The following is a 26,688-nucleotide window of genomic DNA, read 5'->3' on the forward strand; positions in this document are numbered from 1 at the left end:
GTTGATTGAGCAAATGTCACACCAGCCATCAAGCGGAGGTCGAATTCAAATCCGTGGCTTCGGCAGCTTTTCACTGCACTACCGCGCCCCCCGCGTAGGCCGCAATCCCAAAACCGGCCAATCCGTCAGCCTTGACGGAAAATTCGTCCCGCATTTCAAGCCAGGGAAGGAGTTGCGCGATCGGGTGAATGATTGAGCGATCGTCGTCGTGCAAATGACCAGTTTAGCCCGCTCATCTTTTCTGCTGCCGATTAAGAATGGGGCGTCCCGCCCGTCTGCATAGCGATCACGCTAACCTCTAGTGTCTGGTTTGATGGAACAGATTCTGCGGGCAAAGGAAGCCGTAGTAAGTCGCCAAGGTTCGCAATTCGCCCGGCTACTTCATTGCAGGTTGCGCTAAGCGAGCTATGACGTAAGCACTTTTATTCCTGCGATTGCCAGAGCTACCGCTAATAAGATCTGAATCCATCGCCCTGCAATCTTTCCAGCCAATAAACTCCCCAGCAACACTGCAGGGATCGAACCAGTCAGTAGGCTAGCCAGCATCCACCAATCGACCATGTCAGCAAATAGATAACCAATACCGGCAACTACAGCTAGCGGAATAGCATGCACGATATCGGTCGCCACCAGGCGATGTGGAGTCATCCGCAGTGGATAAAGAAATAGCAGTATTACACTGCCAAGTGCCCCGGCCCCCACAGAGGTCAAAGCAACGCACAGTCCCAAGGTTGCGCCTGAAACTATAGTCAGTACAGGTTGCATCGCTTGGAAGCGACCAGCTTGGCTCAGTCGTCTTCTTCGGGCGTAGGCCAATAATTTTGGGGCGGCCAATAAGCCAAATGCTGTTATTAGGACAACTATGCCGATTGCCTTGGTCAGCCAGTCCGCTTTGGTGATCTCAGCCCCCAAGGTGACGATCACTACGACGAACAGGGCCAAAGGCAGACTACCTAACCATAAGCGCTTAACTACCTGCCAGTCCACTTGGCCACTCGTGCCATGAACACGCGCCCCGACAATCTTGGTGATGGCTGCAAACCACAAGTCCGTCGCGATTGCAGTTGTCGGCGACACCCCAAAATGCAACAACAGGATTGGCGTCATTAGCGCGCCACCACCGACCCCAGTCACACCTACAGTAAACCCGGTCAGGGCTCCGGCCAAGGCATAGGCAATATCAATCATGCGGCATCAAAACCGCACTGCCCGCTTGATAAAGGGCCATGATTGCGGCGTCGCCGGCAAAACAATTGGCAATAGATAAGTAAGGAAATAAACTCATTTGCTGTCGCATAATGCGCATTTCTGTGATTTTATTCGCTCTCCCATCATATCATTTGGGTTCTGCTCGGGTAAATTCGTAAATGGATAAGATTGCGACATCGTCTAACGATGCTCTGAAGAGGCTTGAGGCCCAGCAAGTGTGGGACATGGAGCATGCATTCAAATATCTCAGTGCGTGCGGCGAAGCCGGCACCAAGCGTACGGCTGAGCGGCGCTTGAACACGTATGGGCTGCTGCCAGAGGAGTTGGTCGAAGGTGACTTGCGGGATGAGCGCGGTTGCGCAGCGAACGGGCTTGTGCTGGCTTGGGCCATAGGGCAAGCGCGCAAGCAGCGGAATCGCGTGCTGTTCGCACAACTCAGTCCACTACCTAGCGGCAACCCTTGCCTCCATGCGAACGATGCCAGGGGCGGTCGGTTCTGGGTGCCGTTACAAAATGCCGAGTTGGAGACGATTTGCAGAGCATTGGCGGCGCTGCGGCAACATGTCGGTAAACCCATTGCTGTCTTTCCCCATGGTGCTCTGGTAGCCCTGCTGCGAGAGACCATCGCGATACCCGATGTCCACCTTTGCCCACAGGTCTACTCGCCAGTGTTGCCCACAAGTCTCAAGTTCAACGGGTTTGATACATTATCTGGTCAGCCAGCTTCTCGACTATCTCCGCACCTTAAGCGTCTTGAAGCGGAAAGCATGCATATTATTCGTGAAGCGGTCGCCGAAGCTCAAAATCCGGCAATGCTGTACTCAATTGGAAAGGACAGTGGAGTCATGCTTCACTTGGCTCGCAAAGCGTTCTACCCCTCACTTCCGCCATTCCCGTTGCTGCATATTGATACACGCTGGAAGTTTCAAGAAATGTATCTGTTTCGCGACTTCATAGCTCGAGAAAGCGGCATGGATCTTCTGATACACGTTAACCACGACGCCATCGAAAAAAATATAAATCCCTTCGACCATGGCTCGGCCCTACATACGGAAATTACGAAAACCGAAGGGCTCAAACAGGCGTTGGATAAACACAAATTTGATGTTGTGTTTGGCGGTGCGCGCCGCGATGAAGAAAAGTCCAGAGCCAAGGAGCGCGTCTTCTCATTCCGTAGTGGGTCCCACCGTTGGGACCCAAAGAACCAGCGCCCTGAGCTATGGAATCTCTACAACACCCGAAAAAGCCAGGATGAAAGTATCCGGGTGTTCCCCCTATCAAACTGGACAGAGCTCGATATCTGGCAGTACATCTATTTAGAAAATATCCCCATGGTACCGCTGTATTTTGCCAAGCTGCGGCCCGTGGTGGTGCGGTCAGAGATGATCATGCTGGTCGACGACGAGCGTTGTAGGTTGCTGCCGGGCGAAGAAATCCAGATGCGCAAAGTGCGTTTTCGTACGCTTGGATGTTACCCACTCACTGGTGCGTTGGAGTCCGAGGCGCAAACGCTGGAGGACATTCTGCTGGAAATCATCCATACCCGCCAATCTGAGCGACAGGGACGCAAAATTGATAAGGATAGTGCCGGCTCCATGGAGAAGAAGAAACAGGAGGGTTACTTCTGATGGCGCGGTTCAAAAAGAACACTCGCCCGGAGGTGCTGACGCACACAACAACTACGGTAGCCCAATGGCTGGAGCAGCAGGAAAGCCAAGACCTGCTGCGCTTTATCACGTGCGGCAGTGTAGATGACGGCAAAAGCACGCTAATTGGTCGCCTCCTCTGGGAGTCGCAACAGATATTCGACGACCAGTTGAATGTGCTGCAGACCGACTCCAAGCACCACGGTACCCAAGGTAGCGATATTGACTTCGCCTTGCTCGTCGATGGGCTGACAGCGGAGCGGGAGCAGGGCATCACCATTGATGTGGCCTACCGTTTCTTCTCCACGCCTCGTCGCAGATTTATCGTGGCTGACACCCCCGGACATGAACAGTACACCCGCAACATGATTACCGGGGCGTCCACGGCTGACGTCGCGGTGCTGCTTGTCAACGCACGTCAGGGTGTTGTGACGCAAACCCGGCGACACGCATATCTGGCATCTCTGGTGGGGGTCAGGCATATCATCCTCGCCATCAACAAGATGGACCTAGTGGCTTATGACGCCCAGGTATTCGATACCGTTCGGTCTGCTTTCCACACTTTGGCTGAATCATTGGCGTTCGAAAGCATCACTGCGATCCCTTTGTCGGCTCTCAAGGGCGACAACATTACTACGCGTTCAGCGCAAACGCCTTGGTACCTAGGCCCAACCCTGATTGCCTGCCTGGAAACCATCGACGCTCATCCTGCCGCAGAGTCCAGAACGGTTTTTCCGGTGCAGTGGGTCAATCGTCCCAATTCCGATTTCCGAGGCTTTAGCGGTACGCTGGCTTCAGGTCAGCTAGCCATAGGAGATGAAGTGCGGGTAACCGCATCCGGGCAGACAGCTAAGATCACGCGCATGGTGACCGCCGACGGGGATCTGGGCACCGCCAATGCAGGCGATGCCATAACCGTAGTATTGGACCGGGAGGTCGATGCCTCAAGAGGCGACGTGCTAGCCTGCGTCGACCAACCATTAGAGATGACCGACCAGTTCGAAGCCGATCTGGTATGGATGACCGACGAGCCTGGGCTGACAGGCAGAACCTATGAGATTAAGCTGGCCAACCAATGGGCCGGCTCCAGCATTACCAATTTAAAGTACTGTATAAACGTTAATACCCAAGCTCAGGAATCTTGCCGGGAACTAAAGCTCAACGACATTGCTGTCGCCAACTTAGCGCTGAGCAAACCACTGGTCTTCGACACCTATGGCCAATCGCGCACCTTGGGCGGATTCATATTGGTTGACAAATACACCCACGCCACGGTCGCTGCCGGGATGATCCGGCACAACTTAAGGCGGGCGCAAAACGTGCATCGTCAGGCTTTGAGTATTTGCCGCCAAGACCGGGAGCGGCTCAACGGCCACCAAGGTAAGGTTATCTGGTTCACCGGACTTTCTGGTTCGGGTAAATCCACTATCGCCAACGCCCTGGAGAAAGAGCTTCATGCACAGGGAAAGCGCACTTACATCCTCGACGGTGACAACGTGCGTCAAGGGCTGAACAAAGATTTAGGCTTTACTGACGCCGACCGCGTAGAAAACATTCGCCGAGTGGCCGAAGTGGCTAAACTCATGATGGATGCCGGGCTGATAGTAATGACGGCCTTTATCAGTCCCTTCCGGGCAGAACGGGAAATGGCGCGTGAATTAATTGGCGAGATTAACTTTATAGAAGTATTTGTAGATACGCCTCTGGATGTGTGCGAGCAGCGTGATCCAAAAGGCTTATATAAGAAAGCGCGCAATGGTAAACTTCCGAACATGACTGGGATTAATAGCCCTTATGAGGTTCCAGTCAGTCCTCAATTTAAGGTGGATGGAACAAATAAAGAGCTTAACAAAGTAATAAGCAACTTGTTGGACGCCATATAAGTTTATTCGAAACCTAATGCAGGGACTTCGCTGTTGAAGATTGGAGTAGACTGTAGGCCTCTCAGTAGGCCTCTATCTGGAATAGGCCGTTATTCTTTTGAGCTGTTAAATATCCTCACCAAGGCAGAGGATGCGCACTGGTTTCTCTATTGCGACCAGACCTTCCAAGCGCCCTTCGCGCAGCGACCGAATGTTACCGTGCGCCTCTCCGGGCGCACCGGCACGCTGGCCGAGCACTTCTGGTATCAGGTTGGCGTACCGCGTCAGCTTAGGCGTGACGCAATCGATGTGTTCTGGTCGCCGCGCCATCACCTGCCGCTGTTCATGCCCTCATCCGTACGGGCGGTCGTGACGATCCACGACTTGACCTGGAAACGCTTCCCCGAAACGATGAAGCGTCTTCAGTACTGGTCCGAGCGCCTGCAGATGCCACCCTCGCTGCGCCAGGCCGCGCGCATCATCACCATCTCCGAGTCCAGTCGCAGCGATCTCGAACGCTATTTCCCTGCTACCCGGGACAAGACTCGGGTAATACCCTGTGGAGTGACCCGCCTGAAGGCGGGAGCCTTTGCCCGCCCTCTGCCACAGCAGTATCTCTTGTTCGTTGGCACGCCCGAGCCGCGCAAGAACATTCGGCGCTTGCTCGAAGCTTATGCGCAACTTCCGGCCACATTGAGATCGGCTTACCCCCTGGTGCTGGCGGGTGGGCATGGCTGGCTGGTCGACCTCGAACAGTGGGTCGAGGAGCTAGGCATTCGGGCGGATGTGGTTGCCCTTGGGGCTGTCAGCGCGGGCGAGCTTGGCTATCTATACTCGCATGCCAGGCTACTACTGTTGCCCTCTCTCTATGAGGGCTTCGGCCTGCCGATTCTCGAGGCCTTCCAGTTCGGCGTGCCGGTCGTCACTGCCAATTGCAGCTCCATGCCGGAAGTCGCTGGCGGCGCAGGTTGCCTGGTCGACCCGTTGCAGGTCGAGAGCATCCGAGCCGGTATTGAACGACTGCTTACCGATCGAGATGCCTACGCCGAGTGCGTTGCTCGGATGCCCGAGCAGCTCGCTCGCTTCGACTGGAAGATGGCGGCTCAGCATACTCTTGATTTACTGCAGTCGAACTAGTCGCTTCCCCGCATCAAGCGGTCACGCAGCCTTTTGAGCGGGGTTAGCAGTGGCAACTGCATCGCCTTTTTCAAGCCGAGAAAGAATACATAATAGCTCCAAGCTTCCAGCCGGCTGCACAGGCCATTGCGGATGGCCGAGTCGCGGTACTGCTGCAAGCTTATGATGGAGTCGCGGTCGCTCAGCCCACCGAGCGACATGTTCGCCAGTATGGCAGGAACGACGGTGAACTGTTCCCCCTGGGCCAGCGCCCTATGGCACCACTCTGAGTCCATGGCGTGCGAGTAATGCGGTTCATAGCCGCCCACCCGTGCGTATGCGGCACGGGAGACGAACAGCGAAGGATGGAAGATCCACATACGGTACTTAAGCGCGCCTAGGTCGGGATAGCGGATGTAGCTATAGCCGCTGGCCGGGTCCAGGTAGCGCACCGCACCGCAGAGCGCCGAGGCATCCGGATTCTGCCTGCGTGCCTCTTGCACCAGGCGCAGAGTGTCGGGTTCCCAGGTGTCGTCGCTGTTCAGGATGGCGATCAGCTCGCCGCGCGCCTGCGCTATGCCGCGATTGAAGGCATCGGCAATGCCTTTGTCGAGGCCCGACTCCCAGTAGTGAAGCTGGCTTCGGTGGGCCTCTATCTCGTCCAGTGTGCCATCGATCGATCCGCCGTCGATCACAATGATTTCAAGTTCCTCGGTTTTCTGCGCCAGTACGGTGGCGAGTGCTCGGCGGAAGCGCAGCCTGTCGTTCCTGACGATCATAATGACGCTGAGTGCAATGCTCATCGAATCCAAGTCTTCATGCCGGCATTGCCGGGGGGCAATGGTTGATTAAGTATCCAGCAGGTTCTCGATGGCCAGCAGGCAGGTCAGCGCATGCTCCTGGCAGTAGGCCTGCCAGCCGGGGAATTCGGTCCAGCGGGTGACGAACAGGAAGTCCAGGCCCGCGGCGGACGAGGCGACATGGTCGTAGCGGCTGTCGCCGATGAACAGCGCTTTGGGTCGGATGTTGCCGCTGGCCAGCTGGCCGGAGAGGATCTCGTCCTTACTCGCGGGGCTGCCGAAAATGCCTCCGTCGAACATCTGCGCCAGCCCGCGCTGGGCGAAGACCTCGCGTAGCTCGGCTTGGTCGCCGCCGGAGACGATCAGCCAGCGGGCATCCGGGGTTGCCTCGCGTAGCGGCGCCAGTCCAGGCGTCACTGCGCACTTGAGCAGGCCGTGGCGCACGGCTTCGGCATAGGCGTCCAGCAAACTCTGCAGGCCCGGGCCGGCAGTGTTATGGGTGTGCTGGGCCACCAGCGTATCGAGGAAGTATTCGAACTTGCGGTAGCGGGAGATGCCACCGTTGGCCACGTGGTAGTCGACCAGCGCCTGGGCGGCGGCCTTGCCGTAGGGCAGTGCCGCATTGTAGAAGGCCTGGGTCTTGACCTTGTTGGAGTCGAGTACCACTCCGTCGCAATCGAAAACTAAGGTCTGATAATCACAGATATTCACAAGGCTTGTACCCTAAGCAGCGCGGCCTCTACAGGAGGCACGTCATCTGGTACATCTACGGCTAGACTTCCCCCCGAAGACTCGACCATCAAGATGGTCTTCTCCATCTCAAGAAAGCGTAGGATTTCTATATCTTCGCAAGCTTCGAGAGTGCTTTTCCTGCCAAAGGCCTGAAAGGACTCAAGCTCTTCGCGGGTGAAGGCGTATATGCAAACCTGCTTCTTGAATCTGACGGGTGCATTACTGATGTCTTTGTATCCCGGCAGTGCTTTCCGAGACATATAGACTAGTTGGTCGTTTTCGTTGGTAATTACTTTTGGAATATTTATGTTGTCGGGGTCTTCTGTAGCGTTGAGCCAGCAGTATGCATTGATAATTGCGTGAGGGTTTTCAACTTTCTTATCGCGAACCTTGCAGATGTCAGCCGGGTTGAGAGTGGGTTCGTCACCCTGAACATTGATAAAGATATCTGCTTCGATTTGTCTAGCTGCTTCTGCTAGACGATCGGTACCGGTCAGAGCTTCAGTGCTGGTGATTAGAGGGGTAAAGCCAGCGCTTCTTACAACTTCTGCAATTCTCTCGTCGTCAGTTGCTACATAAACGGAGTCGATACCAACGGCTTTGGCCGAAAGTTCGGCAACCCAAAGAATCATAGGCTTACCTAGCAGTGGAACCAATGGCTTACCCGGGTAGCGAGAAGATCTGTAGCGAGCGGGGATAATGACGGCAGATTTCATAGTGACGTTTCAGAGACCATAAATAGACTTGCAAGAGATTGTGTAGCGAGTAGGAGTGATGGAGCAAATCTGTACATGCCCCTCTTGCTCCATGTAACTGCTTAGCAGCAATTGCATTTCGCGTGTCCTAGGGTCATCTGCCCCATAACCGTCAAATCCCGCAAGGAAGATCTGTGAGGCTTTCCCGCTATTGGCAATGGCTAGGGCATAGGCAATCACCAGGGCATTGGGCAGAACACAATAGCTACTGGAGAATTCAAAAGTGTCCTTCTGCACCCCTAAGCCAAAATCGAGCAACTCTTTGCCTTGGAGTGATTCCTGCACGTCTTGCGGGAGCATACTGGCGGGCGTGATCAAGGGCTGGGGCAGGCGTGTATGCTCGACACAGTCCGCCAGTAACCGTACGGGGTGACATGCGACCCGTGCATCAATCAAATCTGCACTGACTGCCAGCTGCGTATTGAGAGCCAGTACATATGGTTTTCTTTTGCGGATGAATTCTTCGAGCGCGACTTGGTGGTTGGCCACACCAGGTCCTGTACCGAGAATTAGAACCTCGCGGCCTTCTAGAACGCTATTCGGCTGCCAATTGCCACGGGGTGTGCCCCTATAGAAATGGCGAGCCGCATCAAGGGTGTCGGCGCTATATTTCTTGCCGCCCTCGATACGCAGGTGCTCAATTACTGCCAGGATGTCCTCTTCGCTGTAGCGGGAGTCAGCCAGCATTTCCTGGATGTAGGTTGGGTGAATGCCGTATTTGCCGGCCAGGTAGTAATAAGCATTGGTTCCCCAGCCGCACCGCTGTTGCATGGGCAGGAAGAAACGTCGGATCAGGCCCATAAGAGGCGTGATGTTGGGCTTGAGGGAAAAGCGTTCGGCAAGCTCCAGAACCAGGTATTCCGTTTTTGCATTGCCCGGTCCACGTCCCATGCCAGTAACAGTGGCGTCGAGCCAAGTGACTCCATCTTCCAGCGCACGCAGGCTGTTCTGTAGCGCAAGCCCCATATTGTCATGGGTGTGGATGCCGAGTGCTCCAGTCCAGTGTTTGCGAAGCCAGCCAATGATCTGCGAGCACTGATCCGGAGACATGCTGCCCATGCTGTCGGCGAAATACAGGGCATCCAAGGGCCACCTGCTAGCTTCCTCAGCCAGCACTTCGATCTCGCTCTGGGAACGGTCGGCGACCTGCATCAGGTTGAAACCCACCATGTAACCCCTGTGCTTCAGCCAAGCGCTGGCCGGCAGTGCTGATGCGAACTCATGTACATGGCATGCAATCCGGACCAGCTTAATGCGCGACACTGTGGCATCCACGGGGAAAAGGCGCTCGAGCGCAGACTCAAGATCCGCACCACGCGAAACTAGTTCAGCCGCGTTGATCATAACCCCTGGGGTAAGACTCGTCGGAATCTCAAGGGAGTTTACGAACTCCTCTGTGGTGAAAGCGCAGGCGCCTTGAAATCCGTCATTACGCAGCGAGCGCAGACCCAGCTCGACGCAATGAACGCCCAGCGCCGCCATGGCCTGCAGGTATTCATTGATCAGGTTAGTCTCGAAGTTCCAAGAGTTGTAATAGCCGCCGTCGCGAAGTGTGCAATCCAAAAATGTAATTTGATTCTTCATGAAAGGCGCGCCATCTCAATAAATTGGTATGTTTTTGCCACTTTTGAGGTTTGAAAAAAAATCTTCATAGCACTTTAAAGACTCATCGCCAAAGAATGCGATGTAATCCTGTGCTAGCGATTTAAAGTCCACATAATCAATGTTGTTAATCAAGGCTTTTAGTTGTTCCAGGGAGCCGAAAACTAGTTCGCTGGGCATCTTCACGCAGGGAATCTCAGAGTCAAACTTAAAAACAGGTATCCCTATGAGCAGCATTTCATGCATCATGGACGAGGTATGTCCGACCACAAAAACGGACTCGCTCAAATCAAGATCAGAGAAGTAATTATAGTTAAGTCTTTCATATAACTTACGGTTATTCCCAGGATGGTAGCGGACATTCATTTTCAATCCAGAGGCATTTGAGTACTCAATCATGATCTTGAGCATTTCGAAATTCTGCGGCTGGAATATGTTCTGATCCAAGATAACGGTAAAGTAATTTCCCCCCGCAATGCCCTTCGTCGCAGGCTGGGTCGGAGAGGCCAAGGCTACAATGGGCTTACCGCAGATAACCACCTTTCGTCCTACTCCAGATTTATAAATAAGATCTGCAGTATCTCGCCCCCACGCCAAAAAATATTCGGACGGCTGGTGGAGGTAATTAATCACGTTGATAGTCGGATAGTTGCCGTAGTCGGCATACAAACCGTGCTGAAGAGTGACAGTGCTCTTTCCGCGCTCACGAAAATACTGCGCCAACAGGCACTCAACTGGCTGCATGTCCGCAAAAAGCACCAAGGCCTCAAACTTGATGGTAGAGACAGCGGCGACCACCCTATAGTAATAACAGAGCCTCAGATAGAGATATATTCTCTCGAAAAAGGAGTCAGCCTTTAACATAAAAAAATTCGGCAGTAGTACCAGCAGGAGTATAAATGCCCGTGGGGCGATCTTGGTGGTACGGCGATAATAATCCTCGATCACTACTTTCTCTTGATCAGGGACAACCGAGGCGATCCCATTGAAAAGCGCCTTGTAATCTGCGCGCTCCAAACTGCGGAAGAACAGAAAATGCCCAGACCTTTTCTCTGGGAATTTGAAGCATGTGAGAAAAAGGTCCCTAGCGGCACTGAGGAAATTCCATTTCCGCCCCAACTTCGAGCGGGTATCCAGCAGGTGTTTATCTGCGCGCAAAACCTGTTCGAGGTCAATCATTTTCTGCGCCCATCAACTTCGCGATGGTGTTGTGCTCGTCAACGAAGTCTTCCGTATGATAGTCCCAATAACCTACCGTTTTCAGATATTTCGCGTATTCTTCATCAGGATAGGCCTTGCCTTTCCACTTATTGATAAGTCGAAGCCGGTCCTGTTCTTTCTTAGTGTCATTGTTACTAGCGCGAATCTCTGGCGTCGCCTCAAAATAGTGTTCTACATAAGAGGTCGGTGACGCAATGCATTCGTAGCCTTTTTCCTTTATCTTCAGCACAAGATCAGTGTCTGCGAAATAGAAATGGTAGTTTTCATCTATATAGCCAGCTTCGTCCAGGGCGGTCTTTAGATACAGGCCATGATTGACGTAAAGATTACCTACATTAACGGCAACCGCGTACTTCTTGCGCAATGGATAATCCCTGAAGTAGAACGCAACAGCTCCGAGCTTACGCCCCGAACTTAGCTGCTCTTCAAACAGCGCAAGGCCATTGTTAATTGCACTAGGGATGATCAATGAATCGTCGCTGAGCATGCACACGAATTTCCCCGATGAAGCTTTGAAGGCCAAGTTCATGAAGTATGCCCAAGGCTTTCTTTCAATCGGCTTGCCGTTCCACTCACCTCGATTGTGCTGGACGATCGTGATGATGTCCTTCTGCTTCAGCAGCCATTCGACTGTGCCGTCAGTCGATCCGCCGTCGACCACAATGATCTCACTGGCTTTATCTTGAAGCTCATCCCTGACTGCTGCGATGCAAATCTTGAGCATCTCGAGCCTGTTGAAGCTTCCAATCACCATAGATATGTATGGCTTGTGCTTTGGCACTGTGTCGTACTCGCTTGGCTCAGAAGCGGGCTTACCACTCTCGCCCAGCAACGTTCTGTACTTCTCCTGCAACTTCGGATCGCTCAGAGATATGAATGTTTGCGAGAGCTTCGCTTTCTGCTCTTCTGGCTGTTTCCAAGCTCGCTTATGCATAAAAAGGTCAAACTTATCTTTGAGGCTCATGGCTTCAGATACTATGGAGTCAAATTCTTTTTTATAAGAAAACAAGTCAGCACTCTTGTTGCCAGGGTGGGTCCTGAACCCCGATACAATGGAGTCCACGATCCAAAGTTTGTTTTTCTTCGAAAACTCGTGCCAGAGATAGAAGTCACCGGCAAACTTGAACTTACCCAAGCGAGTCGTATCTATCTGCTTAAGCAGGGAGCTTCTCCAGAAAGTGCTTTCCTGCTGGATAAAGCCCAGTTCGCGACCGTACACACCTTTTCGAATAAAATCGCGACGATATTCGAATGGGGTGGCTCTCTTTATATTTGAGCCGATAGAGTTGTAAACATTTGGAATCCCGGTCAGCCAATTCATCTTTTCATAGTGTAAGAAAACAGAGTGAATCGACCTGAAGGCATTGATCAGATAGAAATCATCCGAGTTGATGTAGCTACAAACATCGCCCATGACACGCGAAAAACCCTTGGCGAGGGCATCGTACATCCCTTGATCCGGTTCGGACACCACTTCCAGGCTTATACCAAGGTTGACTCTGGAATAGCGACCGGATTTGATTCGATGCTGGTACCCTTCAATGATCTGTAAGGTCGAGTCCGTCGATCCGCCATCGACGATTATATACTGAATTCTGAACGGGCCACTTTGCGATAGTACGCTCTCTATTGTCTCTGCAATATAAAGCTCAGAGTTGAAGCAAGGTGTTACCACACTAAAAACAAAGTCACCCATTGAACATCCCTTTTCTCTCAATAGAGGCATGCGAATAATTGGTAATCGAAAGTTAATTTTTTCTGTTGCGCATGAACTTTCGAACCTCCACAAAGTTTCTGAGCAATTCTCTATAAGCATTTAGCTTGTGCCACGGAGAGAAAAGCGCACTCTTGGCAGTCAGTTTTTCCGCGGACCCGACCAGTTGCTTCAATCTACTTTCAAGTTGCATCGACTGCTGGAAGCTTTCTTCAACCTTCATCTTGCTCTCAAGAGCGAGGGTCTCATATTTGGCTAACTTGGCCTGTTGCTGCCGCAGCGCGTCGTCCAAGTTCGTCAACTGCTGGTAGGTATGCTTAACCTGCTCGGTAAGTTCGGCAACTCGATTATCTCGCTTACTGATCTGTCCATCTCGCTCGTTAAGAAAAGCGTCTCGCTGGTTGATCTGCTTATCGCGTTCTGTGATCCGTGTATCGCGGATATCGATCTGCTGATCGCGCTCACGAAGTTGCACTGCGAGAAGACTGATCTGCTCGTCTCGCTTCTGGAGCTGAGCATCTCGAATACCAATCTGGTCATCGCGACTGGCTAGTTGTGCCTCACGGCTCCGAATCTGCAAGTTAGCGGATTTCAACTGGGCCTCAAGGTCCCTAATACGAGCGGTGAGGTCCTGGATCTGGCCAGGGCTCTTCTGATGTTCAGCCTCGGCGTCTCCCAGCGGTTGCTGGGCGCGCCGCCAGCGTTCCTCATTGGCTTGAATTTCCTGCTGCAGCTTCACATTGCGCTGTTGAATGCGCTGAGCATTCTCGTTTTCTGTCAGCAGTAGATTCGCAAGCGATAGGGCTTCTTTCGAATAGTCCCCTAACTCATCTGTCTCGGAACTGGCAAAAGCGTTCATTGCGGTGTCAAAGCTGTATCCCAACTGCTCGAACCCAAGCCGTCCCAAAGATTGCAAATAATCGAGCAATAGCTTTCGGTGCTCCGGAATGAGTAATTGTTTGTGCCAAGCGTCGATATGCTGCGAATCAGGGCGATTTTTCTCGTAGACTGTCTCCGGATCCCCGTACATCCAGCGCTCGCCTTTATGGCGACCGTAATCAATACAGTCGGGCTGATTGGGTAACTCCAGGAAGTCGAAAAGAGCTTCAGTTTCGCCCTCTGGGTTCAGCAGCAGCTCTTCGTACCTGATTACATGGGTGTTGGCATAGGCAGTGAAGTCCCGCTGCAGGAACTCGACCCCGGTATACAAGTCTCCCTGGTAGTTCTTCAGCTTCTCGTAATTACCCTTTACCCACGTTTCCAGGATCGAGGCGAAGACTGCCAGCGGGTTCCGGTAGAGAATGATGAACTTGGCGCGTGGGAAAGTCTTCTGCAGCTCGTCGAAGATTTCGTAATAGCGCGGAGTCTTGTCGAGGAAGCGCTTCTTCCCGCTCGCATTAAGGTAGGGTGCGTAGAGCGAGAGATAGCAGTCACGGATCCGCGAGGAGTAGTAGTTTTCATCCTCGGCGGGAAGCTCCTGCAGGAAGTTCTGTACACCGGCGACCGCCAATTCGGCGTTGTAACGGGTCTGAATGCCCTCGGTCTTGAACGCATAAAGAGGGTGGAGCATCAACCAGGGCTCGGAACGGGTATAGATGTCGTTATGCCCGCCCAGGATCTTCTGCAGCAGTGTGGAGCCGCTGCGCGGCAGCGATATCATGAAGATCAGTTGATCGTCTTGCATGGGCTTGATCACAAGGCTTCTACCTCAAGGGCTTGTCCCAGGTCGACCGTGCCACGCACGATGCTCTTCTCGTCGGCGATCACCTTGATGACCGCCGCATCGACAACCCGGGCTATGAATACAGGTTCGCCATCGATCACCTCGGCCGCCCCAGCGTTGCTGAAGTAATGGCCTGTCAGCAGGTTGCAGGTGAAGCGCCACGAGGCCTCGAGCGACGAATTTCGAGGTACCTGCTCAATCAGTCTGAGCGGGTCGTAGTGGAGCGAGGCAGCGGTTATCGCCACTCCATGCATGTCCTTGAACTGCATGCCTAGTGACAGCTGCCTGGCAGCTTCCTTGAAAGCCACTTTGTAGGTGTAGAGATACTCTTCCCCGCTGACCAGCACATTCACCCGTTGCCCCGACAGCGTCGTGAAGTGCGGGTCGATGATCTCTGCACGGTCGGTGGGGTAGGTCAGCGCGGACTTGGACACGAGCTCGGGAAGGTAATAGGGCTTCAACCGAGCTTTATCCGGCTCTGCCTCAACCGGTGCATCCGCGTCGTCTTCCTGGCCATTCGGAGCCGGAAGCAGTGCCGGGCCCTGTTGTTGGAACGCCGCGATTTCCTGGAGCACCGCTGGGTGGTCGCTTTCCTTGGCGTACACCAGTTTTTCGTAGAAGCGTGTCACATCCTTTGGTTCGGCGTCGAGGATGATGTTGCCGCCATGCAGTAGCACGGCGCGGGTGCAGAGCTTGTTCACCGAGTTAGCGTCGTGAGATACGAACAGCACCGTTTTCCCGGCCTTAAAGAACTCCTCCATTTTTGCAAAGCACTTGCGCTTAAAGGCCGCATCGCCGACGGCCAAAACCTCATCGAGAATTAGAATATCCGGCTCAACATGTACGGCAACGGCAAAGCCCAGTCGCGACTTCATGCCGCTGGAGTAGGTTTTCACGGGCTGGTCGATAAACTGGCCAAGCTCGGCAAACTCGATAATGGCCGGGGTCAGCTGCTCGATATCCTTGGTAGAAAGACCCAAGATCGTCGAGTAGAAGCGGATATTTTCCCGGCCGGTGAATTCGGGGTTGAAGCCAGCACCCAGTTCGAGCAGTGCAGTAACTTGCCCCGATACGCGGATTTCACCTTCATTCGGTTGAAGTACTTTTGATACCAGCTTGAGCAGCGTCGACTTGCCGCAGCCGTTACGGCCGACAATGCCCAGGATTTCTCCACGTCTTACTTCAAGGTTCAGGGCGCGAATGGCATAGTATTCTCGGTGATATTTTTTGCCGAGGGGATGCAACGCTTCCTTAAGCCGGTCCTTGTTCGCTTGATAGAGCTTGTAGAACTTGGATACGCCTTTAAGTGAGATAACTACAGGCAGCATCAGACCACCTCGGCAAAGTGCGGTTTAAGGCGGCGATATACGGCGGTGCCTGCGGCTAGTAAGACCAACGTAGTTCCCCAGAAAATCAGGCTTTCCTGCGGCCGCTCCCAGAAGTAGTGGTTGCCCGACAGACTGTCACGATAGCCGGTTACCAAATAACTTACCGGGTTGATGCTGACAAGCCACTGATAGGGTTGCGGTACTTGATTGGTGCTCCAGAAGATGGGAGTGAGCCAGAGCCCAAACTGAGTAACGAGGCCAACGAAGTTACGGATGTCGGGGATGAAAAGGCTGGCTGACGAGGTAATCCAGCCAACTCCTATCAGTAAGCATGCCATGCAAAAGTAGTAGTACAGCAATTGCAGGGTGTGTAGGCCGAGTTGTAAGTCATTCAGAGCCGCTGCCAGTATCAAGAGCGCCAGCAGGAGCGCGTGCGGTAGTAAGGAGCTGAGCAGCTTTACGAACGGCAGTATGCTTAGCCTGAAGTCGACCTTTTTTACCAGGAAGCTGTAGGCCCTAATGACGCTACTGATGCTGCTGAGATTCCCTGCGAAATACAGCCAGCAAACCATTCCGCTGAGCAGGTAGAGGCCGAACGGCAGCCCGTCCTGCGTTGCACCCTGGCGAAAACCCAGGGTGAATACAGCGTACAACACGCCGATGTACAGCAGCGGCTGCAGATAGTTCCAGATGAAACCGAGATACGAGCCTTGGTTGGCCTGTTGGTAATCGCGTTTAGCCAGCTCAAGGATAACTCCCTTGAGCCGGGTAAGGTCACGCAAGAATGCTAACAGCATCGGATTGCCTCAAAGGCGGATTGCTTCATGGCCCAGGTGCTCGACATACCATCCGTAAGCCGACTGCAGCCCTTCCTTCAGGCCAATTTGAGATTGCCAGCCGAGAGCTGCTAGGCGGTCGACATTCATCAATTTTCGCGGCGTGCCATCTGGCTTGCTGCTATCGAAGGTGATTTTCCCTTTATAGCCCACGACTTCGGCAAGCAGCTCGGCGAGCTCGCGGATGGTCACATCGGTGCCGGTGCCTACATTGATATGGGACAGCATGGGCTGCGTGTTTGCCCGATAGGTCTCGACATCAATATCCATGACATGAAGGCAGGCGGCGGCCATGTCGTCGACGTGCAGGAATTCGCGCATGGGCGTACCTGTGCCCCAGATCACCACTTCGTCGGCCTCGTTTTGCTTGGCTTCGTGGAAGCGGCGGATCAACGCCGGAATGACATGGCTGTTCTCCGGATGATAGTTGTCATATGGGCCGTAGAGGTTGGTCGGCATCACCGAGCGATAGTTGGTGCCATGCTGTCGGTTATACGACTCGCACAGCTTGATACCGGCAATCTTTGCCACCGCATAGGGCTCGTTGGTGCTCTCCAACATGCCGGTCAGTAAGGCATTTTCCTGCATGGGCTGGCTGGCTAGCTTCGGGTAGATGCAGGAGCTGCCGAGGAATAGCAGGTTCTTGATCCCGGCCGTGAACGCCTGGTGAATGACGTTGCATTCAATCATCAGGTTTTCGTAGATGAAATCGGCCGGATATTCGTTGTTGGCGTGTATCCCGCCGACCTTGGCGGCGGCCAGCACGACGTAGTCGACCGGGTTGTCCTGGAAGAATGCCTGGACTGCCTCTTGCGAGGTCAGGTCCAGTTCGGCGTGGGTTCGCGTGATGATGTGCTGGTAACCCTCGGCTTGGAGCTTGCGTACGATGGCGGAGCCGACCATGCCGCGATGACCGGCCACGTAGATGCGGGTGTTCAGGGGGAGCTTGTGCATATTGGGTTCCCCTCTTACTCGTGGTAGGACATGATCTTGTAGCCGCTCTTCTCGACCAGTGCATCACGCTGCGCCAGCTTTAGATCTTCGCTGATCATTTCGGCCACCAGCTCCTCAAAGCTGATCTTCGGCTCCCAGCCGAGATCACGCTTGGCCTTGGAGGGGTCGCCAAGCAGGGTTTCAACTTCGGTCGGGCGGTAGTAGCGCGGGTCAACGCGAACGATGATGTCACCGACCTTCATGCCGGTAACGGCCTCGTTGGTCACGTCGACGACCACGCAAACTTCTTCCTCGGCCTCGCCGCGCCATTCGATGCTGACCCCCAGCTCCTTGGCCGATATTTCAATGAACTGACGAACCGAGTACTGGCGGCCAGTGGCGATGACATAGTCATCGGGTTTGTCCTGCTGCAGCATGAGCCATTGCATTTCCACGTAATCGCGGGCATGCCCCCAGTCGCGTAAGGCGTTCATGTTGCCCATGTATAGACACTCCTGCAGGCCTACAGCGATGCGGGTAAGGCCGCGGGTAATCTTGCGGGTAACGAAGGTTTCGCCACGCAGCGGGGACTCATGATTGAACAGGATGCCATTGCAGCCATAGATGCCATAGGCCTCGCGGTAGTTGACGGTCATCCAGAAGGCGAACTGCTTGGCCACCGCGTAGGGCGAGCGTGGGTAAAAGGGGGTAGTTTCCTTCTGCGGGATTTCCTGCACCAGACCATAGAGCTCCGAGGTCGAGGCCTGATAGAAGCGGGTCTTCTTTTCCAGGCCGAGGATGCGGATGGCTTCGAGAATGCGTAGAGCGCCCATTGCGTCGACGTCTGCGGTGTACTCAGGCGATTCGAAGGAAACCGCGACATGGCTCTGGGCTCCGAGATTGTAAATCTCGTCCGGTTGGCATTGCTGAATGATGCGCACCAGATTGCTCGTGTCGGTGAGGTCGCCATAATGCAGAATCAAGTCGCGGTTTTTAGTATGCGGATCTTGATAAAGGTCATCGATGCGGTCGGTATTGAAGGAGGAAGCACGACGTTTAATGCCATGGACTTCGTAGCCCTTTTCCAACAGAAAGCGAGCGAGGTAGGCGCCGTCTTGTCCGGTCACGCCAGTAATGAGTGCAACTTTACGGGTCATGCTGTCTTTCCTTATTTGGCCTATGCTTGGCCGATCAATAAATGAAGATGTAGCGATTAGCTCAGTGTGCTCAGTATGTAACTTGCTGCCCTATTCGTTCATCAAGCAATTGTATATAGAGGTCGTTATAAGCCTCTGCCATATGCTTGGCCGTGAAATGCTCCCAATACCTCTTTTCCGCTTCATATCCCATCTCCTTAGCTTGCTCTGGATTTCGCCAAAGTTGGTCCATGGCCCTTCTGAAAGCGGGCGGATCGCTAGGAGGTACGACTAGTCCTGTTTTTTTGTGAATATTGATGTAACTAGTGCCGGTGCCTATTTCGCTGGAGATCATCGGTTTTCCGTACATGGCTCCTTCCAGCAGGGAAATACCAAATGCCTCTGATCGCAGATTGGACGGGAAGGTGACGGCAAAGCAGAGATTCAGTAGGGCAACCTTGTCTTCGTCCGAAACCGCACCTACAAAAAAAACATTGTCTAGACCGTCGCGCTCCGCCTGCGCTTTAAGCTCTTGCTCCACCGGGCCGGCACCTACGATTACCAGTTTATACGGCGCACTCTTCATGGCCTCCAGCAATATGTGAAGGCCTTTGTAGTAGCGCAGCACGCCAACGAATAGGAAGAAACGCTCGCCAAAACGCTGCCGCCATTTTTCTCGGGTGGCATGTGAGGGTATCGGATAGGGTATCTTGTCCAAACCGATAGGGATTACCCGGGTCTTGTCGCGGTGCTGACGCAGTACAGGGCTGCTTTGCAAGTAGTTGGGCGAGGTCGCAACTATGGCATCGACGCTGCGGAGGAAGCGGTGCATTACAGGGCGATAAAATCGCAACAACGTAGCCTGGCGCACAATATCGGAGTGATAGGTGACTAGGCTAGGTTTGTTTAGGCGGCTCGCCAAGTGCACGAGATCCATAAAGGGCCACGGGAAGTGATAATGAATGATGTCGGCTTCTCGAGCCAAATTACGGAACATGCGCAAGGCTGCCAGCGAAAAGCCGGTGGACGCGATTTGAAGATCCAGCTTGGCCTTGTAAGCCATGTGACTCCCAAGGTCGACCGGCTGTTGTTCAGCGCGAGAGCTAAGCGATAGCACCTTAGTGCTAACGCCAAGGTCAGCAACACCGGTGGCGATCTGAAAAATGACCTGCTCGACGCCTCCGATTGAGTCAGGGTAATAGGTCTTGTAAAAGTGCAAAACTTTCATTTCGGCAGTATCTTGCTCGTCATATCGCCGGACACGGTACGCATTCGACCGGTATTAGACTGCAGGGTAAGCGGGTTGTTTAAGCACGGCCGTATCTGTCGTCGAATCGAACTATGTCATCCTCTCCGAGATAATCGCCGCTTTGAACTTCAATAAGCACTAGATCGATAACGCCTGGGTTGGCGAGACGGTGTTTATGCCCTGCGGGAATAAAGGTTGATTCGTTGCTGTTGAGCGTCAATTCACTGTCTCCATTGATGATCAGCGCGACGCCGCTGACTACTATCCAGTGCTCACTGCGATGATGATGCATCTGCAGGGAGAGAGACGCGCCTGGCTTTACAACGATTCGCTTGATTTTAAAGCGCTCACCTTCTTCCAGCGTAGTGTAGGTACCCCAAGGCCGATGTACGGTTCGATGCGTGAGATAGGCTTCGTGCCCGCTTTGCTTAAGGCGGTTCGCGATGTGCTTGACATCTTGGGCGTGCTCTTTATGAGCGATTAGCAGGGCATCCGCTGTGTCGATCACAATTAGATCCTGCACGCCAACGAGCGCTGTCAGACGATCAGGGCTATGGACGATATTGTTGATCGCTTCATGATAGATAGCTTCACCTGATAGACGGTTGCCCTGCGGATCGGCATCGATAAGCTCGCCCATAGCCGACCAAGAGCCAATATCACTCCAACCGATCTCACATGGAACGGTGGCTACTCGCTCCGAGCGTTCCATTAGGGCATAGTCAATAGAAATAGCCGGGACCTTACTGAATCTGTCGGCGTCTAGGCGAAGTCGTCGTTCGTTGTCCTGGAACTCAGAAGCTGCAAGGGTGGCCTGTACAGCATCCAGTACTTCTGGAGCGTAGCACCTCATCTCGCTGATCAGCGTGTCTACCTGGAAGCAGAACATGCCAGAGTTCCAGTAGAAATTTCCGGCTTCGCAATAGGTGCGCGCGGTGACTAGGTCCGGCTTTTCCACAAAACGTTTAACCCGCATGCCATGTTCGAGATTGTTACTGGTATCGGCTTCGATATACCCAAATCCCGTTTCTGGATGGGTGGGCCGTATGCCGAAGGTAACCAGAAGGCCACTCTCTGCTAGCTGTTGAGCTTGATAAGCCGCTTGGGCGAAAGCCTCTTCATCTTGGATCAGATGGTCGGCAGGCATCACCAGCATAGTGGTGGCGGGCCCGTAGCGTCGCAGCATGTATAGCGCTGCGCTGACAATGGCAGCGGCTGTATTACGACCAGTGGGCTCAAGAATATAGTTCAGCCCGCAAGTTTCTGGTGGCTGAGCTTCCTTATAAATATCTTCGGTGATGAATAGAAGCTCTTCATTCGTAACAGTCAGGACATTTTTGCCACCCGAGATTCGCGTGGCTCTAAGCAATGTCTTTTCAAGCAAGCACTGGCCATCAGGTAAAGGCAGGAACGGCTTGGGATGCTTCTCGCGCGATTCTGGCCACAAGCGGCTGCCAGCACCGCCGCATATGATTATCGGATACAAAACGTCTCTCATCCTTAAGTTAAAATTACTTTGAGCGTTAATGCTGATCTTCGAGGCCGATTTAAATTTGTAAGGTGACGTTTTCGCTGCCTTTGTGCTTCGAAAGCCTTGGCAAGAACTGTGAGCCAGTAATCATAACTCGGATAGGCCTGACGGACGAGCCCCGCGAAGCATCCCGCTCCTCTTTCTGGCGGGGGGGCAAGGCTCAATTCCATTAGCACCGGCATTTTCGAGGAGGCTCACACCGAGCTGTAGGAATGTTCGTGTCCAAGCGTAAAAACATCCCCGAATTCAGGCGGGAACCCATCGAAATGGTTCGTCTTTTAGGGTCTAGCTGCCTACAGGTGACCCTGGAGAATGGGTTGTTGTTCCCCACCGTTCACACGCTGGGTTGGAGAGGCGCAGCCAGGCACAGATAAAGCCCTCCTGAGATAGGAAACCAGCGGGATGAGGCTTGCCCGTTTCAAGCGCGTGCTGGCCCGAGTTATCAAGAACGTGATTTTTAAGAGACGCAGCAGCGTACTATGCCAAGGAGTCATCGAGCGGTACACGGTGGTTCAGCGCTACCGCAACGAGTACTTGGTACGACTGATCTGCCATTGCCTGAAGTTTCTGCCATCGGCTATCACGCCTGACAGGATCGCGAGCCAAGCCCAGATGCTCAGAGAATACCCGTCTGGTGAGAGGCATACGGGAGAGTGAGAAAGGAGACGTGTGATCGGAGCGCCATGGATGCACGAAGTACTGTTCGAAAACGGTCTGCCTGAACCGCGTTGCTTGTCCGCTGGCGGGTGAGCGAATTTGAGGCTGGTCAACGTCAGAAGAGGCGGCTTGAGAGAGTCGCCAGCGGCCATCCAGCAGGCGTGAGGCCCTACTGGAGCGCAATTTCACCGCGCAGGAAGCGGAGCGCAAGTGGATCACGGGGATCACGAATTAGCCACGCTGAAAGGCAAGCTCTTCATATGCGTGATGCGTGATCGGCTGCCAATGCCTCACCGCCAGGATTGGCGGATGGTGGTTCCAGCCGTGAGGCGCTGCGATCTGGCAGTGCCACGATGACTGGTCGGTGATATGCATTCGAATCGCGGCAGCCAATTTCCAGGGGAAACTACCAGCGCTTTCTGAATGGCAACACGCAGGCCTGTAGCATGAGTGCCGTCGGCATTGCAGCGACAACGCAGCTTGCAGGTTTCTTCGGTCGGCTCAAGCGGGAGCGCGTTGTCCATTAGTAGCATCGAACTCATGATGAGGCATGGGCGGATTTGTTCGAATACAGCGAGCTGTTTCATAACCCACGGATGCGTCGTAGAGTCACTTGGCAAGATCTAAAGTTGCTGCCCCTTTTTGAATCGTCCGTGGTAATGGGGTAGAACCCTCTTTAGCTTAATCTAGGAGAAATGAATGCGGGTTTTGGTCACCGGGGCGAATGGTTTCGTTGGCCGGGCTTTGGTGCTTCGCTTAGCGAAGCAGCGCCACTGGACCGCACTTGCGGCCGTCCGAGCATTGCCCCCCACTGAGTCCGATTGGTACAGCGGCGACTCCATCGAGGCGGACATTGAGCACATCAGTCTTGGCGATCTAACAAGAGCATCGTTAGAACCTGTGCTTTTCAGTGGTGTTGATGTGGTCGTCCACTGCGCCGCACGTGTCCACGTGATGCATGAGTCGGAAGTGGACCCGCTCTCCGCGTTCCGGGACGTGAATGTTGTTGGCACGCTTAAGTTGGCAGAGCAGGCTGCATCTGTAGGTTTGAAGCGATTCGTCTTTATCAGCACCATCAAGGTCAATGGTGAGGCGACGGTGTTGGGCGAGCCTTTCCGAGCGGATGATTTGCCTGCGCCGGAGGATGCATACGGGCTTTCCAAGCTGGAGGCTGAGCAAGGGTTGAGTCAGCTGGCCGCCAGAACCGGCATGGAGGTCGTCATTATTCGCCCCCCGCTTGTGTATGGGCGAGGCGTCAAAGGAAATTTTGGGAGCATGATCAAGTTGGTCGAGAAAGAGATTCCGCTTCCATTCGGTTCCATCCACAATAAGCGCTCGCTGGTAGGCATCGACAATCTGGTCGATCTAATTGTTCGCTGCATTGATCATCCCGCTGCCGCTAATCAGGTATTCCTCGCCGGCGATGGGCAGGATCTGTCGACCCCCGAGCTGGTCCGTAGCCTGGCCATGGCGATGGGCAAGCGCGCACGGCTGATTCCCCTTCCAACCAGGGTTCTCAGCTTCGGTGCTACGCTACTGGGCAAACGTGCTTTGGCCCATCGACTGCTGGGCTCGCTCCAAGTGGATATCACAAAGACGCGCGAGCTGCTCGAATGGCAGCCTCGGCACTCCGTTGAGGAAGGCCTCCGTCGCTGTTTCGTGACCTCAAGCCAGGGAGGCCGCGTGTGATTCGGTTGTTCGATATAGTGTTTTCCCTTCTAGGGCTGGTTGCTGGTGCGCCGGTGCTTATAGTGCTGGCGATTATCGGTATGTTTGATACGGGGTCACCAATATTTCGCCAGGTGCGTGTCGGGCGGCACCAGCAACCTTTTACCTTGGTTAAATTTCGGACCATGGCGCAAGGCACCGCGTCCGTACCCACTCATCTTGCCAGCAGTTCCTCGGTCACTCGATTTGGTAGTTTCTTGCGCAGGACCAAGCTGGATGAATTGCCTCAGCTGTGGAACGTGCTCAAGGGCGAAATGAGCTTGGTAGGGCCTCGACCGGGTTTGTTCAATCAGCAGGAGCTCACTAAGGAGCGCGCCAAGCGCGGAGTGTATACGGTTCGACCCGGCATCACCGGGCTCGCGCAAGTGCGAGGGGTAGACATGTCGACCCCAGCATTGCTTGCTGAAATGGATCAAAAGATGATCTCGAGCCTTACGCTGGCGACTTACGTGAAATATGTCGTCCAGACTCTAAGTGGTGGGGGCACTGGAGATCGAATTGTCGACTAACCTTGCTAGCTTGATTCATGTCTGGTTCTGTGTCGCCCATTCGCCGAAGAACATTACTTTTATGCTTAGGTTGGCTGAAAAACTGAGAACCCATCTGGTTCGTTTACCGCGGCGGCAGAAGCGCCTGATTCAGGTTGCTGTGGACGTTTTGCTGGTCTGGTTGGCCCTATGGCTGGCGTTCTATGTCCGCCTTGGTAATGCCGCGTTTGCAGAACCATTTGGCGGCCACGCTTGGTTATTCGCTATAGCCCCGGTCGTTTCGATTCCATTTTTTGTACGCTTGGGCATGTATCGTGCCGTCATGCGCTATTTCGGTAATGACGCGCTGATGACCATCGTTAAAGCTGTCTCACTTTCAGCTCTGTCGTTATCGCTTGCCATTTATTGGTATACCGATACGCCAAAACTAATCCCGCGGTCCATGGTATTTAACTACTGGTGGGTGAGTCTCGTGCTCATCGGTGGGCTGCGGCTCGTAATGCGCCATTACTTTATGGGTAATTGGTTTACACCCACGTCGTTGAGCAAATTCAAAACTCGAGATGCCGGGCTGACGAAAGTTGCCATCTACGGTGCCGGAGCGGCAGGAAATCAATTGGTGGCGGCCCTTAGGCTAGGGCGGGTGATGCGCCCGGTCGCTTTTATCGACGACGATCCCAATTTGTACAATCGGTCTATTGCTGGACTTCTCGTGTATTCCGCCAAACACATCGGCCAGATGGTAGAAGACACAGGAGCGATTGAGATTCTTTTGGCTATTCCCTCTGCCACTCGCGCTCGCCGTCGAGAAATACTTGAGATGCTTGAGTACCATCCGCTCCATGTAAGGAGCGTCCCGGGATTCATGGACCTGGCAAGTGGCAAGGTCCAGGTCGATGACATCCAGGAAGTGGACATTGCGGACCTGCTTGGGCGGGATACTGTGCCCCCCGTCAAAGACCTGCTGGAGAAGTGCATCAGAAACCAGGTAGTGATGGTAACCGGGGCCGGTGGGTCCATTGGCTCAGAGCTGTGCAGGCAGATAGTTGCTATTCAGCCGGCGGTTTTGTTGTTGTTCGAACATACTGAGTACAACCTCTACAGCATTCATCTCGAGTTGGAGCGGCGTATCGGCCGCGAAGCACTTCCCACGCGGCTTGTCCCAATTCTCGGCTCTATCCGTAACACAGACCGGCTTCTGGATGTGATGCGTACCTGGGGTGTGCAAACTGTTTATCACGCAGCTGCCTATAAACATGTACCAATGGTTGAGCACAATGTGGCCGAAGGCGTCATGAACAATGTACTCGGTACGGCTAATACAGCGCAGGCGGCTATGCAGGCCGGCGTTTCCAATTTTGTGCTTATTTCCACCGATAAAGCGGTCCGTCCAACAAATGTCATGGGCAGCACCAAGCGTGTAGCAGAAATGGTATTGCAAGCGTTGAGCCGTGAGCCGGCACCTGTACTGTTCGGAAGTAAAGACGGGGTCCATCACGTCAACAAAACCCGTTTTAGCATGGTGCGATTCGGCAATGTGCTAGGTTCTTCGGGCTCTGTGATTCCACGCTTTTATCAGCAGATCCGCGCGGGCGGGCCGGTGACGGTTACACATCCAAAGATTACCCGTTACTTCATGACCATCCCCGAAGCAGCCCAGCTGGTTATTCAGGCGGGTTCGATGGGGCAGGGTGGCGATGTGTTTGTGCTGGACATGGGGCAGCCGGTTAAGATCGCTGAGCTGGCCGAGAAACTCATTCATCTGTCTGGCCTGAGCGTGCGCTCGGAAAAGTGCCCGCACGGGGATATCGCTATCGAATACACCGGTCTGCGTCCCGGCGAGAAGCTGTACGAGGAGCTATTGATCGGCGACAACGTGAGCCCCACCGAGCATCCGATGATCATGCGCGCCGATGAGGAATATCTCGACTGGGATGTACTCAAGGACCGGTTGGCAAAACTGCTCAAGGCGGTGGAAACCGATGATTACCCCCAGGTGCGGCAACTGCTTCGCGAGGTGGTGAGCGGGTATGTACCGGAGGGAGAAATCGTCGACTGGATCTACCAGCAGCGGAGGGTGGAGCCGGAGTAGTAAGTAGAGTTACGTCAGGGGCGGCCTGGTCTGGCAGCTTCTGAACTGCTCAGCTGTTGGGCAGGCGCGATTTTAAATCTGATCTGCAACAGCCTCTCCGTGAGAGTACCTCCCTTCCCAAGGGGGCTTCAGCCCCCACCATTAGCGGCCTTGATTGCCTCTCAGTTGGGCAAATACTCGCCGCCATTCAGCCGGCTGGTGCTTGATATCAGTGCCGTGCACCCTCATCCGGCATGCTCAGCAGCTGCTTTTCACGGTTCCAGTCGAACGGTTCGTCGTTCTGCTCGGCTTCGTAGCGGCGCTCTTCGAGTTGCTGGAAGACGGCAATCT

The 26,688-nt window shown here is 53.9% G+C and carries 21 protein-coding genes and 2 pseudogenes; 8 read left to right on the plus strand and 15 right to left on the minus strand.

All coding sequences use genetic code 11. The features are described from left to right. On the plus strand, positions 1-196 hold a 196-nt coding region (locus ACN0S4_RS12915), incomplete at its 5' end, for an HU family DNA-binding protein (RefSeq protein ID WP_417658065.1). Positions 197-405: 209 nt separating this feature from the next. Here ACN0S4_RS12915 and ACN0S4_RS12920 read toward each other — a convergent pair. Continuing rightward, complete coding sequence (locus ACN0S4_RS12920; RefSeq protein ID WP_417658066.1) at positions 406-1,188, minus strand: sulfite exporter TauE/SafE family protein; 783 nt, start codon at positions 1,186-1,188, stop codon at positions 406-408. 788 nt (positions 1,189-1,976) lie between these two features. Here ACN0S4_RS12920 and cysD point away from each other — a divergent pair. Genes cysD through ACN0S4_RS12935 form a run of 3 tightly spaced genes read left to right on the plus strand, consistent with a single transcriptional unit; the run spans position 1,977 to position 5,854 of the window. Further along, complete coding sequence (gene cysD / locus ACN0S4_RS12925) at positions 1,977-2,837, plus strand: sulfate adenylyltransferase subunit CysD (RefSeq protein WP_417658084.1); 861 nt, start codon at positions 1,977-1,979, stop codon at positions 2,835-2,837. Further along, entirely contained in the window at positions 2,837-4,738 is a 1,902-nt protein-coding gene (gene cysN / locus ACN0S4_RS12930) for a sulfate adenylyltransferase subunit CysN (protein WP_417658067.1), read from the plus strand. Before cysD ends, cysN begins: the two co-directional genes overlap by 1 nt. A gap of 33 nt (positions 4,739-4,771) precedes the next feature. Next, the gene (locus tag ACN0S4_RS12935; protein WP_417658068.1) at positions 4,772-5,854 is read left to right on the plus strand and encodes a glycosyltransferase family 4 protein; all 1,083 of its coding nucleotides are present in this window, start codon (positions 4,772-4,774) and stop codon (positions 5,852-5,854) included. On the opposite strand, the gene ACN0S4_RS12940 is transcribed toward ACN0S4_RS12935, so the two are convergent. The 13 genes from ACN0S4_RS12940 to ACN0S4_RS13000 form a co-directional block, all read right to left on the minus strand. After that, positions 5,851-6,636 (minus strand): glycosyltransferase family 2 protein, encoded by a 786-nt coding sequence (locus tag ACN0S4_RS12940; protein WP_417658069.1) that lies wholly within the window; start codon positions 6,634-6,636, stop codon positions 5,851-5,853. The genes ACN0S4_RS12935 and ACN0S4_RS12940 overlap by 4 nt on opposite strands. 45 nt (positions 6,637-6,681) lie before the next feature. After that, the gene (locus ACN0S4_RS12945; protein ID WP_279947444.1) at positions 6,682-7,344 is read right to left on the minus strand and encodes an HAD family hydrolase; all 663 of its coding nucleotides are present in this window, start codon (positions 7,342-7,344) and stop codon (positions 6,682-6,684) included. Beyond that, complete coding sequence (locus ACN0S4_RS12950; protein ID WP_417658070.1) at positions 7,341-8,081, minus strand: 3-deoxy-manno-octulosonate cytidylyltransferase; 741 nt, start codon at positions 8,079-8,081, stop codon at positions 7,341-7,343. The genes ACN0S4_RS12945 and ACN0S4_RS12950 overlap by 4 nt, the downstream gene beginning before the upstream one ends. A 9-nt stretch (positions 8,082-8,090) precedes the next feature. Beyond that, a complete protein-coding gene (locus ACN0S4_RS12955; RefSeq protein ID WP_417658071.1) occupies positions 8,091-9,704 on the minus strand; it encodes an aldolase catalytic domain-containing protein in 1,614 nt (537 codons plus the stop codon). A gap of 15 nt (positions 9,705-9,719) precedes the next feature. After that, positions 9,720-10,901, minus strand: a complete 1,182-nt coding sequence (locus ACN0S4_RS12960) for a hypothetical protein (RefSeq protein WP_417658072.1) — start codon at positions 10,899-10,901, stop codon at positions 9,720-9,722. Further along, positions 10,894-12,639 carry a glycosyltransferase family 2 protein gene (locus ACN0S4_RS12965; RefSeq protein ID WP_417658073.1) on the minus strand — a complete coding sequence of 582 codons (1,746 nt, stop codon included), beginning with the start codon at positions 12,637-12,639 and terminating at the stop codon, positions 10,894-10,896. Before ACN0S4_RS12965 ends, ACN0S4_RS12960 begins: the two co-directional genes overlap by 8 nt. A 52-nt stretch (positions 12,640-12,691) precedes the next feature. After that, positions 12,692-14,353 (minus strand): sulfotransferase, encoded by a 1,662-nt coding sequence (locus ACN0S4_RS12970; RefSeq protein WP_417658074.1) that lies wholly within the window; start codon positions 14,351-14,353, stop codon positions 12,692-12,694. Further along, complete coding sequence (locus ACN0S4_RS12975) at positions 14,350-15,708, minus strand: ABC transporter ATP-binding protein (protein WP_417658075.1); 1,359 nt, start codon at positions 15,706-15,708, stop codon at positions 14,350-14,352. The genes ACN0S4_RS12970 and ACN0S4_RS12975 overlap by 4 nt, the downstream gene beginning before the upstream one ends. Beyond that, positions 15,708-16,505 (minus strand): ABC transporter permease, encoded by a 798-nt coding sequence (locus ACN0S4_RS12980; protein WP_417658076.1) that lies wholly within the window; start codon positions 16,503-16,505, stop codon positions 15,708-15,710. Before ACN0S4_RS12980 ends, ACN0S4_RS12975 begins: the two co-directional genes overlap by 1 nt. Positions 16,506-16,514: 9 nt before the next feature. Further along, positions 16,515-17,498 carry a GDP-L-fucose synthase gene (gene fcl / locus ACN0S4_RS12985; RefSeq protein ID WP_417658077.1) on the minus strand — a complete coding sequence of 328 codons (984 nt, stop codon included), beginning with the start codon at positions 17,496-17,498 and terminating at the stop codon, positions 16,515-16,517. 14 nt (positions 17,499-17,512) lie between these two features. Then, positions 17,513-18,634: a GDP-mannose 4,6-dehydratase gene (gmd, locus tag ACN0S4_RS12990; RefSeq protein ID WP_417658078.1), complete on the minus strand. Its 1,122-nt coding sequence runs from the start codon at positions 18,632-18,634 to the stop codon at positions 17,513-17,515. Between the two features lie 70 nt (positions 18,635-18,704). Then, positions 18,705-19,841, minus strand: a complete 1,137-nt coding sequence (locus ACN0S4_RS12995) for a glycosyltransferase family 4 protein (protein WP_417658079.1) — start codon at positions 19,839-19,841, stop codon at positions 18,705-18,707. A 79-nt stretch (positions 19,842-19,920) separates the two neighbouring features. Continuing rightward, positions 19,921-21,348, minus strand: a complete 1,428-nt coding sequence (locus tag ACN0S4_RS13000; RefSeq protein ID WP_417658080.1) for a mannose-1-phosphate guanylyltransferase/mannose-6-phosphate isomerase — start codon at positions 21,346-21,348, stop codon at positions 19,921-19,923. A 257-nt stretch (positions 21,349-21,605) separates the two neighbouring features. Between ACN0S4_RS13000 and ACN0S4_RS13005 the strand changes: the two are divergent. From ACN0S4_RS13005 to ACN0S4_RS13020, 4 genes and pseudogenes are all read left to right on the plus strand, one after another. Next, positions 21,606-22,718: pseudogene (locus ACN0S4_RS13005) on the plus strand (IS3 family transposase). A 31-nt stretch (positions 22,719-22,749) separates the two neighbouring features. Then, the gene (locus ACN0S4_RS13010; RefSeq protein ID WP_417658081.1) at positions 22,750-23,739 is read left to right on the plus strand and encodes a UDP-glucose 4-epimerase family protein; all 990 of its coding nucleotides are present in this window, start codon (positions 22,750-22,752) and stop codon (positions 23,737-23,739) included. Next, on the plus strand, positions 23,736-24,287 hold the full coding sequence (locus ACN0S4_RS13015) for a sugar transferase (RefSeq protein ID WP_417658082.1): 552 nt from the start codon (positions 23,736-23,738) through the stop codon (positions 24,285-24,287). Before ACN0S4_RS13010 ends, ACN0S4_RS13015 begins: the two co-directional genes overlap by 4 nt. Beyond that, positions 24,277-26,358 carry a polysaccharide biosynthesis protein gene (locus ACN0S4_RS13020; RefSeq protein ID WP_417658083.1) on the plus strand — a complete coding sequence of 694 codons (2,082 nt, stop codon included), beginning with the start codon at positions 24,277-24,279 and terminating at the stop codon, positions 26,356-26,358. Before ACN0S4_RS13015 ends, ACN0S4_RS13020 begins: the two co-directional genes overlap by 11 nt. Positions 26,359-26,566: 208 nt before the next feature. Here the strand turns inward: ACN0S4_RS13020 and ACN0S4_RS13025 are convergent. Next, positions 26,567-26,688 (minus strand): annotated as a pseudogene (locus tag ACN0S4_RS13025) (PA2817 family protein); the annotation flags it as partial.

The sequence above is a fragment of the Pseudidiomarina aestuarii genome, assembly GCF_048263735.1.
Taxonomy (GTDB): Bacteria; Pseudomonadota; Gammaproteobacteria; order Enterobacterales; family Alteromonadaceae; genus Pseudidiomarina; species Pseudidiomarina aestuarii_B.

Coding starts and splice junctions, on each gene's coding strand:
- ACN0S4_RS12920 (WP_417658066.1), bottom strand. CDS start 1,188: ATGATTGATATTGCCTATGCCTTGGCCGGAGCCCTGACCGGGTTTACT.
- fcl (WP_417658077.1), bottom strand. CDS start 17,498: ATGCACAAGCTCCCCCTGAACACCCGCATCTACGTGGCCGGTCATCGC.
- ACN0S4_RS13010 (WP_417658081.1), top strand. CDS start 22,750: ATGCGGGTTTTGGTCACCGGGGCGAATGGTTTCGTTGGCCGGGCTTTG.
- ACN0S4_RS12995 (WP_417658079.1), bottom strand. CDS start 19,841: ATGAAAGTTTTGCACTTTTACAAGACCTATTACCCTGACTCAATCGGA.
- gmd (WP_417658078.1), bottom strand. CDS start 18,634: ATGACCCGTAAAGTTGCACTCATTACTGGCGTGACCGGACAAGACGGC.
- ACN0S4_RS12980 (WP_417658076.1), bottom strand. CDS start 16,505: ATGCTGTTAGCATTCTTGCGTGACCTTACCCGGCTCAAGGGAGTTATC.
- ACN0S4_RS12940 (WP_417658069.1), bottom strand. CDS start 6,636: ATGAGCATTGCACTCAGCGTCATTATGATCGTCAGGAACGACAGGCTG.
- ACN0S4_RS12975 (WP_417658075.1), bottom strand. CDS start 15,708: ATGCTGCCTGTAGTTATCTCACTTAAAGGCGTATCCAAGTTCTACAAG.
- ACN0S4_RS12965 (WP_417658073.1), bottom strand. CDS start 12,639: ATGGGTGACTTTGTTTTTAGTGTGGTAACACCTTGCTTCAACTCTGAG.
- ACN0S4_RS12960 (WP_417658072.1), bottom strand. CDS start 10,901: ATGATTGACCTCGAACAGGTTTTGCGCGCAGATAAACACCTGCTGGAT.
- ACN0S4_RS12955 (WP_417658071.1), bottom strand. CDS start 9,704: ATGAAGAATCAAATTACATTTTTGGATTGCACACTTCGCGACGGCGGC.
- cysD (WP_417658084.1), top strand. CDS start 1,977: ATGCATATTATTCGTGAAGCGGTCGCCGAAGCTCAAAATCCGGCAATG.
- cysN (WP_417658067.1), top strand. CDS start 2,837: ATGGCGCGGTTCAAAAAGAACACTCGCCCGGAGGTGCTGACGCACACA.
- ACN0S4_RS12950 (WP_417658070.1), bottom strand. CDS start 8,081: ATGAAATCTGCCGTCATTATCCCCGCTCGCTACAGATCTTCTCGCTAC.